The following is a 13,272-nucleotide window of genomic DNA, read 5'->3' on the forward strand; positions in this document are numbered from 1 at the left end:
CAGACTTGTGGGCGTCATTCTGCGTTGATCGGAAGTAAGATACTCATCAAGACCACGATCAAGGATTGACGCCATGCAGCAGCCCGCGCCCGCCGCTTCTTCCGCGCTTTCGCCCGACGACGACCTGGTCCCCGCCTGGCTCGGCCCCACGCGCATCGGCATCGGCCTGGCCCAGGGCCTGCTGCTCTATCTGCTGTACACGGCGGCGCAAGACAAATCCTGGCCGGCCACCGCTGCGCTGCTGTTCGGGCCGCTCGTCATGCTCGGCCTGCTGCTGCCGGTGATCCTGATCAGCGGCCTGGGCCACCTGTCGCGCCGCCAGCTGGCGTCATGGGCGGTGTCGGCGGCCATCGTCATCGCGCTGCTGGCCGCCTACGATATGTGGCGCCGGCTCGGCGGGCCCGATGGGGAGGGCGGCAAGCCGTCCGGCATGCTCACCTTCTGCCTGGCGGTCGGCTTCTTCATCGCCCATGCGCTGGTGCTGGCGGCCTGCCGCGAGGGGCGCCGCATCGCGGCCTATGCCAACTACTTCGAGGTCGCCTGGAAGCTCAATCTGCAGATCCTGTTCTGCCTCGTGTTCGTGGGCGCGACCTGGATGGTGCTGCAGCTGGGCGCCGCGCTGTTCGACCTGGTCAAACTGAATTTCCTGAGCTGGGCCATCGGCAAGGCCTGGTTCTTCATTCCCGTCACCGCCTTCGCGTTCTCGGTGGCGATGCACCTGACCGACGTCAAGCCCGCCATCGTGCGCGGCATCCGCAACCTGCTGCACGTGCTGCTGTCCTGGATCTTGCCGGTGCTCACCCTGCTGGTGGGGGGCTTCCTGGCCAGCCTGCCGTTCACCGGTCTCGATCCGCTGTGGGCCACCCGCAGCGCCGGCGGCATGCTGCTCAGCGCGGCGGCTGCCTTCGTGGTGCTGATCAATGCCGCCTACCAGGACGGCGCCAGCCCGCCGGCGCGCGTGCTGGCCGCGTCGGCGCGCATCGCCTGCCTGCTGCTGGTGCCGCTGACGCTGCTCGCCGCCCATGCCCTCGCGCTGCGGGTCGCGGACCACGGCTGGTCGGCCGACCGCGTCATCGCCGCCGCCAGCCTGCTGGTCGCGGCCTGTTATGCCGGCGGCTATGCGGCGGCAGCACTGCGCCGCGGCTGGTTGCGCACCCTGGCCGGCGTCAATATCGCAGCCGCCTTCGTGGTGCTGGCCGTGCTGGTGCTGCTGCTGTCGCCCGTCCTCGATCCGGGCCGCATCGCGGTCAACAGCCAGCTGGCGCGCCTGGCGGCGGGCCAGCTCACGCTGCGCCAGCTGGACGTCGCCTACCTTCATCACCACGGGGCGCGCCATGGCCGCGCGGCGCTGGCGCGGCTGGAGCAAGACGCCGCCGGCCCCGACGCCGACTGGCTGCGCGCCGAACTGGCGCGCCTGCGCCAGCCACGCCCACTCGGCGCCGACGCGCCGGCGCAGATCGCGCGCAACCTCAAGGTCTGGCCGGCCGGCGCCTCCCTGCCCGCCGGCTTCGCGCACTACGATTGGAAGAAAGTCGACGGGCAGTACAATCTGCCGCTATGCCTGCAACGCCAGCAGACGCCGTGCGACGCCTATGTGATCGATCTCGGCGGCGACGCCAGGCTGGAGGTCGTCGTGATCGGCGCCCGCGACCATGGCAATGCCGTGCTGCGCCAGGACGACCAGGGCGCTTGGGAAATCGCCGGCAGCCTGCCCGCGTCGCTGACCGGTTGCGCGCCCATGCTCGACGCCCTGCGCGCGGGCCGGGTGCGCGCGGTAGCGCCGCCGATGGCCGATCTCGAGATCGGCGGCCGGCATGTCGCGATCGAGCCGGCCGCGACATTACCCAATTGCGCAGCGACGTTCGGGCAAGGCCATAGGGCCGGCGCCGTCCAGGAAGACGCGCCGCGCTGACGAATATTGCTATGCTCGGGGGCCGGATACTACCGCTGGAGGGGAGGCGCGCATATGGCATTGCACATCGTTCATTTCATCGGCCCGATCAACCACAACTCCGCCTGCACGGTGCGCAACTGCTGCCTGGAGGCGCTGCAAAAAGGCGCGACCGAGATCGCGCTGCACATGTCGACCGAGGGCGGCAATATGACGGCCGGCTTCGCGCTCTACTTCTTCCTGAAATCCCTGCCGATCCCGCTCACCACCCACAATATCGGCAGCGTCGAATCGGTCGGCGTGGTGATCTTTTTGGCCGGCCAGAAGCGTTATGCCTGCCCCGGCACGCGCTTCCTGATCCACCCGCTGCACTGGGGTTTCGGCAATCTGGTGGCGGCCGACCATGCGCGCGTGTCGGAGTGGCGCGAGTGCCTGGATTTCGATGCCGAACGCTACGCCAGCATCTTTCGCGAGGCTACCCGCGAAGCCGGCCATGAAACCGACATCCGGCCGCACCTGACCGGCCAGGCCCGTATCTATACCGCCGAGGAGGCGGTTGGCGCCGGCATCGTCCACGAAGCGGTGCAGGCCAGATTGCCGACAGCAGGGCCGACTTGTCATTGGTGGAACTAAATCTGACAACGAAATGTGTCAATCCAGCCACAGAATATGGCAAAGCATCTCCAAATATCTCCAATTGTCATAAATTTGTTGCTGCGAAAATTACCTGCTGGATAGAATAATTTCCAGCGCCCATGCCTGCTGCCCTTGCGTGCGCATCTTCCCTAGCAGCTCACGTTACAAATCCGGTATCACCCCCGCAATGAACAAAAAGATTCTCGCCAGCCTGCTGGCGCTCCCCTTGGTCGTCCCTGCGATGGCCCAGGCGCAAGATAACGCCGTCAAGATCAGCGGTTTCGGCACCGCCGCCCTCACCTGGTCGGACGACGACCGCGCCCAGTTCGGTCGCCCGAACCAGGCCAGCGGCGCCGCCGACAATTTCCGCACCGGCGTCGATTCCAACCTCGGCTTGCAGGCCGACTACGCGGTCAACAACTGGCTGTCGCTGACTGCCCAGGGCCTGGTGCGCCAGGATGCCGAAGAACACTACGGCGCCGAACTGAGCTGGGCGTTCGCCAAGTTCCGCATCTCGGACGACCTGAGCGTGCGCGTCGGCCGCGTCGGCCTGCCGGTCTTCATGATCTCGGACTACCGCAACGTCGGCTACGCCAACACCATGCTGCGTCCGCCGTCGGAAGTGTATTCGCAAGTGCCGTTCAACAGCGTCGACGGCGCCGACATCACCTGGCGTCGCGACTACGGCAACACCACCGTCACGTCGCAGCTGGCGGCCGGCGCCATCAAGTCGCCGCTCGACGGCTTCCACGTGCGCGGCAAGGACATCGTGGCGCTGAACGTGGTCGCCGAGAATGGCCCGTTCACGCTGCGCGTCGGCCATGCCCGCACCAGGATCACGGTGGACGACCTGGCCTCGCTCAACACCCTGGTCGGCTCGCTGCGCGCCGCCGGCGCCGGCTATCGCCTGCCACAGCTGACCGACCTGGCCGGCCAGATCGAAGCCAAGGATGCCAAGGGCACCTTCAATTCGATCGGCCTGACCGCCGACTGGAACAACTTCGTGCTGCAGACCGAGTTCGCCAAGCGCAAGACCGAGACCTATATCAACGACACCACCTCCTGGTACGTGATGGGCGGCTACCGCATCGGCAAGTTCTTGCCGTACTACACGCGGTCTGAACTGAAGATCGACGGGTCCATCAACAGCACCGTGCCTGCGGCCTGCCCGGCGGGCTATCCCGCGGCCTGCACCCCGACCCTGATGCAGCTGGACGGCGCCGTGCGCCGCATCCCGGTATCGGGCGTGGGCCAGGGCGAGCAGACCACCGACACCATCGGCGTGCGCTGGGATTTCGCCAGCTCGGTGGCGCTCAAGGTCCAGATCGACCGCATCAAGCCAAGCGGCAACGGCCTGTTCATCAACGCCCAGCCTGGCTTCTCCGGTCCGGTGACCGTGGGCGCCGTGGCCCTCGATTTCGTGTTCTGAAGGAGCGAACATGAAGAAATTGATTCTGGCCGCGTGCGCGGCATCGAGCTTCGCCGTCCTGCCGGCAATGGCCCAGGTGGTCGTGGTCGTCAATCCCAAGGCGGCCGAGAGCAGCATGACCAAGGAACAGGTCGCCCAGTTCTTCCTCGGTAAATCGACGGCCATGACCCCGATCGACCAGCCGGACGGCGCACCGATCCGCGCCGACTTCTACAAGAAGGTCGCGGACAAGGACGCGGCCCAGGCCAAGGCGCTGTGGTCCAAGCTGGTGTTCACCGGCAAGGCCACGATGCCGAAGGAAGTCGCCGACAGCGCGGCCGTGAAGGCGGCCGTGGCGGCCAACCCGAAAGCGATCGGCTATATCGAGAAGAGCGCGGTCGACGCGACGGTCAAGGTCGTCCACACCGCGCAGTAAATGGCATCTGCCAGGCGGCCGGCATTGCCGCGCCGCCTTGTCGATCCGCCGACGGCATTCGCCGCCCGGCGGGTCTCGCATATCTGGAGACATCATGAGCATCAAGCGCAGGATCTGGGCACTGCCCGTCATTTCCGCCATCATCTTCGGCCTCGGGGCCGGCGCCAGCGTGACGATCGCGAACGGCGCACTGGCGTCGATCACCACCACCGAAACCGTCGATTACCCGCTGATGGATGCCGTCAAGGCGGTGACGCTCGACATCGCCGCCGTCACCGAGGGCCTGACCGACGCCGTGACCGAGGGCGACAAGGCGCGCATCGAGCAGGTCGGCGCGCAGGCGAACAAGGTGCGCGCCGATCTCGACAAGCTTGGACAGATCCCGGGCCATGCAGCGACCGGCGCGCGCCTCAAGAACGAATTCGACGCCTACTACGCTCCCGCGCTGTCGTCGGCGCGCATCATGCTCGAAATGGAACAGGGCGACCCGCAGGCGACGGTCGGCAAGATGCAGGCGGCGCTGGCCTCCCTGAACGCCGACCTGGCCAAGACCGTCGACAGCGCCCAGCGCCAGTTCGCGGCCGGCATCGCCGCCAGCCAGGACAGCGTGCGCAACACGCTGGTGGCGATGGTCGCCAGCGCCCTGGCCGTGCTCGCCGCGCTGGCGATCACCTCGTGGTTCGTGGTGCGCACCATCTGGCGCCAGCTGGGCGGCGAGCCGGCCTATGCGCGCACGATCGCGCAGGCGGTGGCCGCCGGCGACCTGTCGATGGATATCCGGATCGAAGCGGGCGACAACGACAGCCTGCTGGTGGCGCTGAAGGACATGCGCGAACGCCTGGCGACGCTGGTGGCCGGCATCAAGGGTTCGGCCGACACCATCGCCAACGCCAGCACCGAGATCGCGAGCGGCAACGCCGACCTGGCGCGCCGCACCGAATCGCAGGCGGCGAGCCTGGACCGCACCACGCGCGCGATGGAAGAGCTGACCGGCGCCGTGCGCCAGAACGCCGCCAACGCCAGCCAGGCCAACGCCCTGGTGGCCTCGGCCACCGACATCGCCACCCGCGGCGGCGCCGTGGTGGGCGGCGTGGTGACCACGATGGGCGACATCGACGCCTCGTCCAGGAAGATCGTCGAGATCATCGCCACCATCGATGGCATTGCCTTCCAGACCAATATCCTGGCGCTGAACGCGGCGGTGGAAGCGGCGCGCGCCGGCGAACAGGGCCGCGGCTTCGCGGTCGTGGCCAGCGAGGTGCGCACGCTGGCCCACCGCTCGGCGGCGGCGGCCAAGGAAATCAAGCAACTGATCGGCGATTCGGTGTCCAAGGTGAACGCCGGCAGCGCGCTGGTCGACGAAGCGGGAGCGACGATGGAACAGCTCGTGGACGCGGTGCGCAAGGTGCAGACCATCATGGTCGAAATCCGCGACGCCGGCGCGCGCCAGCACGCGGGCATCGAAGACATCGGCCGCGCGATCGGCAGCATCGACGAGATGACGCAGCAGAACGCGGCCCTGGTCGAAGAGGCATCGGCGGCGGCGGAGTCGCTGACCGACCAGACCGGGCAGCTGACCGAGGCGCTGGCGGTGTTCAGGCTGCAGGTTTCCGAACCGACCACGACCGTGAAAGCTTTGCCAAGACTGTTTCATCAAGCTTAACGCGCCGCACGCGAAGCAGCGCAATACCAGCCCATCCATTCCGGGCGATCCTGCCCGGAATGCCAATTCGTCCACGTGGTACGGACGCATCTCATGCACACCAAATCCTTTACAAATTTAGTGCCTGTAGGCATGATCCTTTGATCCGCCGGCTCGCCCGGCGCCCTTGTCGCTTCCCTTGAGGTTCCCACACACGGCGCATATGGCAGCAGTCCTCCCCAACACGACCACCGGCACCGCGCTGTCGGGCCTGGCGCGCGCGCTGGTGCAGGCCAATCGCCTGAGCGCCGCACAGGCGGACATGCTGCACAAGAAGGCCATCCAGGAAAAGACCGCCTTCATCGACGCCGTGCTCGCCAGCGGCGCGATCGAGCCGCGCGCGCTGGCCGCCTTCTGCGCCGAGACCTTCGGCTATCCGCTGTTCGACCTGTCGGCCTTCGCGCCGGAGTTCCTGCCCACCAGCGCCATCGACGCCAGGCTGATGCAGGCCCAGCGCGTGATCGCGCTGGCCAAGCGCGGCAACAAGCTGTCGGTCGCGCTGTCCGACCCGACCAATAACCAGGCCCTGGACCAGATCAAGTTCCAGAGCGAGGCGACGGTCGAGCCGGTGATCGTGCCGCACGACGCGCTGCTCAATCTGCTGGCTGCGATCGCCAAGGGCGCCGAACAGGATTTGAGCGAGCTGGCCGGCGACGACGCCGAGATCGAATTCGCCGAAGAAGACCAGCAGGCGGCCACGAACCCGGAGGCCGCCAGCGACGTCGAGGACGCGCCGATCGTGCGCTTCCTGAACAAGATCCTGATGGACGCGGTACAGATGGGCGCGTCGGACATCCATTTCGAGCCCTACGAAAAGTATTACCGGATCCGCCTGCGGGTCGACGGGGTGCTGCGCGACCACGCCTCGCCGCCGCTGTCGATCCGCGAAAAACTGGTGTCGCGCATCAAGGTGCTGGCGCGGCTGGACATCGCCGAAAAACGCGTGCCACAAGACGGCCGCATGCGGCTGATCATGTCGGCCACCCGCACCATCGATTTCCGTGTCAGCACCCTGCCCACGCTGTTCGGCGAAAAGACCGTGATGCGTATCCTGGACGCGACCCAGGCGCAGATGGGCATCGACGCGCTCGGCTACGATCCGGACCAGAAGGCGCTGCTGCTGGAAGCGATCACCCGCCCCTACGGCATGGTGCTGGTGACGGGCCCGACCGGCTCCGGCAAGACCGTGTCACTGTACAGCTGCCTGAATCTGCTGAACAAGCCAGGCATTAACATTTCGACCGCCGAAGACCCGGCCGAGATCAACCTGCCGGGCGTGAACCAGGTCAACGTCAACGAAAAGGCCGGCCTGACCTTCCCGGTGGCGCTGAAATCCTTCCTGCGCCAGGATCCCGACATCATCATGGTCGGCGAGATCCGCGACCTGGAAACCGCCGACATCGCGGTCAAGGCCGCCCAGACCGGCCACATGGTGTTCTCGACGCTGCACACCAACGATGCGCCGTCGACCCTGACGCGCCTGATGAACATGGGCGTGGCGCCGTTCAACATCGCCTCGTCGGTGATCCTGATCACGGCCCAGCGCCTGGCGCGGCGCCTGTGCGGCTGCAAGCAGCCGCTCGAGATCAGCCGCGAGGCCCTGCTGGCCGCCGGCTACCGCGACAGCGACCTGGACGGCGACTGGCGGCCCTACGGCCCGGTCGGCTGCGACCGCTGCCTGGGCTCGGGCTACAAGGGCCGGGTCGGCATCTACCAGATCATGCCGATCTCCCCCAGTATCGAGGCGCTGATCCTGGCCAATGGCAATTCCATGGAAATCGCGGCCCAGGCCGAGAAGGAAGGCGTCAACTCGTTGCGCCGCTCGGGTTTGCTGAAAGTAAAACAGGGGCTGACCAGCCTTGAAGAAGTGCTTGGCTGCACCAACGAATAAGACCCGGACAGGAATACGAACAATGGCAACATCCCCCCAACCCAAGAGCCGTGGCGCGCAGGTCAAGGAAAACGTGTACGCCTGGGAGGGCAAGGACAAGACCGGCCGCGTGGTGCGCGGCGAAGTGCGCGCCGGCGGCGAGGCGATCGTCAACGTGACCCTGCGCCGCCAGGGCATCATGGTCACCAAGGTCAAGAAGAAGGTCTACCGCAGCGGCCGCAAGATAACGGACAAGGACCTGACCATGTTCACGCGCCAGCTCGCGACCATGATGAAGGCCGGCGTGCCGCTGCTGCAATCGTTCGACATCGTCGGCAAGGGCCACAGCAACCCGTCGATGGCCAAGCTGATCCAGGACCTGCGCAACGACGTCGAGACCGGCACCAGCCTGAACCGCGCCTTCCGCAAGTTCCCGCTGTACTTCGATCCGCTGTTCTGCAACCTGGTCGGCGCCGGCGAACAGGCCGGCATCCTGGAAGACCTGCTCACGCGCCTGGCGATCTACAAGGAAAAGACCCTGGCGCTCAAGGGCAAGATCAAGTCGGCCCTGACCTATCCGATCGCGATCCTGGCGGTGGCCCTGGTCGTCACCGCCGTGATCATGATCTGGGTGGTGCCGGCCTTCAAGCAGGTGTTCTCGAGCTTCGGCGCCGACTTGCCGACCCCGACCGTGGTGGTGATGGCGATCTCCGACTTCGTCGTGGAATGGTGGTACGTGATCTTCGGCTCGCTGTTCGCCGGGCTGTACCTGTTCTTCCAGGCCTGGCGCCGCTCGCTCAGGATGCAGCAGGTGATGGACCGCCTGCTGCTGCGCCTGCCGATCTTCGGCAGCGTGATCCGCAAGGCCACCATCGCGCGCTGGACCCGCACCCTCTCGACCATGTTCGCGGCCGGCGTGCCGCTGGTCGAAGCGCTCGATTCTGTCGGCGGGGCGTCGGGCAATGCGGTCTACCTGGAAGCCACGCGCAAGATCCAGAACGAGGTCAGCACCGGCACCAGCCTGACCGCCTCGATGCAGAATGCGGACGTGTTCCCGAACCTCGTGATCCAGATGGTGCAGATCGGCGAAGAGTCGGGGTCGCTCGATGCGATGCTGGGCAAGGTGGCGGATTTCTTCGAGGATGAGGTCGATGAGGCGGTGGCGGCGTTGTCGTCGCTGATGGAGCCGCTGATCATGGTGATTCTTGGGGTGTTGATCGGCGGGCTGGTGATTGCGATGTATTTGCCGATCTTCAAGCTGGGGTCGGTGGTCTGAAGCGGGTAGTTGTAGGTTCTCAGAATACTTCGCAGCGTCTCAGAAAACTTCGCAGCGAATTCGCAGCGTTCTCACGTAGTTCGCAGTAGCTCTACCTCTATCTGACATAAAGCTACTGCTTAATACTATAGCAGGCGCAGGCAAGCACGATGTGAATCGCCACAGCTTTTCTAGACACTCGAGAGCCGCTGGAAATACTGCTTTTCATACTCGACCGGCGACAAGTCATTGCTGAAACTGTGCCGGCGCTTCGGATTGTAGAACATCTCGATATAGTCGAAGATGTCCTGCCTGGCCTCATCGCGAGTAATGTAGATCCGCCGGCGAACACGTTCCCGCTTCAGTAGCTGGAAAAAGCTCTCGGCGACCGCATTGTCGTGACAATTGCCGCGTCGGCTCATGCTCTGTTCGAGGTTGTGCGCTCTCAGAAAATCGCGCCAGTCGTAGCTGCTGAACTGGCTGCCCTGATCCGAGTGAACCATGACGGTCTGCTTAGGCTGGCGACGCCAGACAGCCATCAGCAAAGCGTTCAGAGCCAACTCGCGATCCATCCTCGAACCCATCGACCAGCCGATGACCTGGCGTGAAAACAGGTCGAGCACTGCGGCCAGGTACAACCAACCCTCATGCGTGCGGATGTACGTGATGTCCGTGACCCAAACCTTGTTTGGTTCAGTCACATCGAATTGCCGCTGCAGGTGGTTTGGTGCTACTACCGATGGAATGCCGCCGCGTTTGAAGCGGCGCTTGCCATAGCCTGTTTGCGAGTGCAGGCCGGCGGCGCGCATGATTCGGTGAACGCGGTTGATCCCGCACTGCTCGCCCAGGTCGCGCAAGTCGTCCGAGACTTTCCTGTAGCCGTACACTGCGCCGCTTTCCAACCACGACTGCTTAATGTGCCCGAGCAGGCGCCGGTCTTCCTGGGTTCGCTGGCTTTCCGGCTCGGCACACCAGGCGTAGAAACCGCTGGGATGCACTGTCATCATCTTGCAAAGCCTTCGGATCGAATGTTCGTTACGGGCATCGCGAATGAAGGCGTACCTTACCCGGACATCTTGGCAAAGTACGCGGCGGCCTTCCTAAGAAACTCACCCGCTAGCCATTGATTCCTGAGGCTGCAGAGCAAATCCGAACTGCGCTGCGCGCCGATGCAGCTGCTTGACCACGCGATCGCGATACTGCTGTTCATAGTGGTCGGCACCGGGGTCCCGGTAATCCATACCATACCGCATAGCGTTGTAAAACAGGACCGCAATCTTGCGGGCTGTGGCGGTCACTGCTTTGGCCGTGCCGATGCGTCCTGCAAGACGTCGGTAGAACGCGCCGAGCGCGGTGTCGCTCCGTCCAACGGTGACGGCTGCCAGTCGAATCGCGACGGTCAGCCGGCTGCTGGTCTTGCGCGTATGCGCCGACAGCACCTTGCCGCCGCTGATTTTGCAGCCGGGTGACAACGTCAACCATGACGTGAAGTGTTTCGCGCTACGCCATCGACCCATGTCCGTACCACATTCGCCGATAAACCGTAATGCCAGGAATGGGCCGACGCCGTGGATTTGCGTGAGATCGGTGCCGGTTAGCTGATACAGGGCAGCGCGCACGTCAAACTTAGGATCGCTCGGCATTTTGCTGCGATGTTTGGCCTTCGGGAGCGGCGCGTCCGGCATCGTCTTGCCAATGTTCAGCCCCGCCACCGTACGTTCGATTTCCACGTCGCATTCGTCGATGCAGCGCTGATAAAAATCGTAAAGGGCAAGCGCCTGCTTGAGCGCAAACACGTGTTCGGGCTGGTAATTACCAACCAGCGCACTGCGGATGGTTTCCAGGCTTTCCTTGCAGCGCACATCGCGCATCGCCGCCAACGTATCGGGATTGCGCTCGCCGGCAACGATGGCACGGATGATCCTCATGCCCGTGACGCCGGTGATCGTGGCGATAACGTGATGGAGCTGAATGTTCATGAACGTCAGCGCCTTCTGCATGTGCTGGATATGTGCGGCAGCGTAGTCGGTGTGCTTCTCGCGGGCGCGAAGATAGGCCCGCAACTCTGCGATATCGCGGCCAGGACGGAAGCTAGCACGCAGCAGGCCGCAGGCATGCAAACGCTGCAGCCACTGGGCATCGTTGACGTCGCTTTTTCTACCTGGGACGGCCCGCGCTTCGCGGGCGTTGGCCAGGATGACTTCGAGCCCGTGCGACTCGAGCACTTCAAAGGCGGCGACCCAGTAGACGCCTGTCGATTCCATCACGACCGTTTTCGTTCCGGTTGCAACCAGCCAATTGGCCATGCGTTCCAGATCACTGGTAAAAGCCTGAAACGTCTGGACTGGTTCGTCGCACAGATCCGGGCTGACGGCGGCGACGTGGAATCGTGCACCGATATCGATGCCGGCCGCGAATGGATGAATGATCGGCAGCCCGCTGGGCTTGGATCGTGAACGCTCTCTGGACATGGGCCACCTCCTGGATAGTCAGGTGCAGGACGGGGACTCGGAATTGATCAACTTCCTAAACGGGGGCGCCAGATGGCGCCGCCACATATGAGTCCGCAGCTTCCCCTGGACCAGGTTTTTTGACGGGGTCTATGCCTCCAAAAAGCGTTCGGTCACAGTCCTGCGTGCAACCAGTGTACTCTTCTGGAGTTTCTATTCATGAGGGCCACGGGCGACCGTGCGGGGCGGTTTTTTAAAATATCGCGCTCCTCGGTAACGCGTTTCAGCTCGGCCTTCAGGCGCTTCATCTCAGCCTGCTGATCGTCCACCTTCTGCCGCTCGGCCGGCGGTGCGCTGTAGCGCTTTACCCACTGGTACAGGCTGTGCGAGCTGACGCCCAACCGTGCAGCAACTTCCGTCGCCGCGTGCCCACGCTCCGTCACTTGCTTGACCGCTTCGATCTTGAATTCTTCGGGATACCGTTTGCCGCTCATACTTTCTCCTTGACCCTACAATTATAGGCTCAGGAGTGTCTATGGAAGTCGTGGCGATTCAGATACCCGATGAAGCCCACGGTAATAACCACCGGCCCCGGTGTGATCATGGCAACTGCAACGGCGTCGACGAACTGCTTCTCCGTCAGCCACGCGTGTTCGGTAACTACGCCCCCGTACAGGAAGGGCACGATCGCCAGCCCGGAACCGAAGACGAAGGCGCCGGCTTTCGCAAAAAACAGCGCGATCTGCACCAGCAGCGACACGTCCGCCGCTGCATACAGGCTCGAGACCATCGGCAGCTGGGTGGCGGCAAGCGCGTTGACGCTGCCACGGTTAAGCCACTTCGGTGGCGCGCGCCAAAACCACACCAGGACACCGGCCGCAATGAAGAGCCAGGCGATTTCCGACTCGGTGGCGATGGTGACGGCCGCCAATACTAGATAGATGGCCCAGAGCAGCTTGTCCTTGCCGACACTTTTCTCGGTGAGCTTTTTTGCGCTCATCACGATGATGCCCACGACAGCTGCGCCAACCCCGTAAAACACTGCCTGCATCCACGATAGTCCACCAAAACGGACATAGGCCCAGCCAAGCACGACCACAATAATGAATGACGGGATAACGAAGGCGATGCCGACCAGCGTCGCACCCCATATCCGGTAATGCACATAACCGAGGTAAATCGCCAGCTGGGCAGCCAGAGGGCCGGGGGCCAATTGCGACAGCGCCAGTCCCTCCTTATAGTCAGCTTCCGATACCCATTTACGTGACTCCACCAAGTCGCGATGCATGTATCCGACCAATGCTACCGGGCCGCCAAACCCAAGCGCACCCAAACGCAGCATGTAGGCGATCATCTGCCACAAGGTATAGGCAGGCCTGCCGCCACTGTTTGCTGGATCGTTCATGCAGGGACTCCATCGTCTTTAGAAAAATAGGCGTACAGCGAATCCAGTACGCCGCTGACCTCGCTGAGCAGGGCATCGTCATCGGCAGCCCGCTGGCGGGCGCCATCCAGGATGGCCTCGAAACTAAAGTGGACCCATCAGTCAAGACACTCAGCCGGCTAGTTTAAGCTGTGTCCATTTCCACTTCAGCAGCTGCCCGGCGCTGCCCCGTTCCGCCGT

8 protein-coding genes and 3 pseudogenes are annotated in these 13,272 nt (G+C 64.1%); 7 read left to right on the forward strand and 4 right to left on the reverse strand.

Features of this window, described 5'->3' with window-relative positions:
- The first annotated feature begins 73 nt into the window (after window positions 1-73).
- From ABIB42_RS10860 to ABIB42_RS10890, 7 genes are all read left to right on the forward strand, one after another.
- Window positions 74-1,912, forward strand: a complete 1,839-nt coding sequence (locus tag ABIB42_RS10860; protein WP_429248316.1) for a DUF4153 domain-containing protein — start codon at window positions 74-76, stop codon at window positions 1,910-1,912.
- A gap of 54 nt (window positions 1,913-1,966) precedes the next feature.
- On the forward strand, window positions 1,967-2,524 hold the full coding sequence (locus ABIB42_RS10865; RefSeq protein WP_005668312.1) for a ClpP family protease: 558 nt from the start codon (window positions 1,967-1,969) through the stop codon (window positions 2,522-2,524).
- A 190-nt stretch (window positions 2,525-2,714) separates the two neighbouring features.
- Window positions 2,715-3,956, forward strand: a complete 1,242-nt coding sequence (locus ABIB42_RS10870; protein ID WP_429248317.1) for a hypothetical protein — start codon at window positions 2,715-2,717, stop codon at window positions 3,954-3,956.
- Between the two features lie 10 nt (window positions 3,957-3,966).
- Window positions 3,967-4,371, forward strand: a complete 405-nt coding sequence (locus tag ABIB42_RS10875; RefSeq protein WP_005668310.1) for a hypothetical protein — start codon at window positions 3,967-3,969, stop codon at window positions 4,369-4,371.
- A 94-nt stretch (window positions 4,372-4,465) separates the two neighbouring features.
- Window positions 4,466-6,034: a methyl-accepting chemotaxis protein gene (locus ABIB42_RS10880; RefSeq protein ID WP_005668308.1), complete on the forward strand. Its 1,569-nt coding sequence runs from the start codon at window positions 4,466-4,468 to the stop codon at window positions 6,032-6,034.
- 202 nt (window positions 6,035-6,236) lie between these two features.
- Window positions 6,237-7,964: a type IV-A pilus assembly ATPase PilB gene (gene pilB, locus ABIB42_RS10885; protein ID WP_005668307.1), complete on the forward strand. Its 1,728-nt coding sequence runs from the start codon at window positions 6,237-6,239 to the stop codon at window positions 7,962-7,964.
- Between the two features lie 22 nt (window positions 7,965-7,986).
- Entirely contained in the window at window positions 7,987-9,219 is a 1,233-nt protein-coding gene (locus tag ABIB42_RS10890) for a type II secretion system F family protein (RefSeq protein WP_005668306.1), read from the forward strand.
- 170 nt (window positions 9,220-9,389) lie between these two features.
- Here the strand turns inward: ABIB42_RS10890 and ABIB42_RS10895 are convergent.
- The 4 genes and pseudogenes from ABIB42_RS10895 to ABIB42_RS10910 form a co-directional block, all read right to left on the reverse strand.
- A pseudogene (locus ABIB42_RS10895) lies at window positions 9,390-10,298 on the reverse strand (IS3 family transposase); the annotation flags it as partial.
- Window positions 10,299-10,307: 9 nt separating this feature from the next.
- Window positions 10,308-11,669 carry an IS110 family transposase gene (locus ABIB42_RS10900; RefSeq protein WP_005667535.1) on the reverse strand — a complete coding sequence of 454 codons (1,362 nt, stop codon included), beginning with the start codon at window positions 11,667-11,669 and terminating at the stop codon, window positions 10,308-10,310.
- Between the two features lie 230 nt (window positions 11,670-11,899).
- A pseudogene (locus ABIB42_RS10905) lies at window positions 11,900-12,142 on the reverse strand (transposase); the annotation flags it as partial.
- A 59-nt stretch (window positions 12,143-12,201) separates the two neighbouring features.
- Window positions 12,202-13,053, reverse strand: a pseudogene (locus tag ABIB42_RS10910) (chromate transporter); the annotation flags it as partial.
- Window positions 13,054-13,272 lie beyond the last annotated feature (219 nt).

Origin of the sequence: Massilia sp. UYP32 (assembly GCF_050434365.1) — a bacterium.
GTDB lineage: Bacteria > Pseudomonadota > Gammaproteobacteria > Burkholderiales > Burkholderiaceae_D > Telluria > Telluria timonae.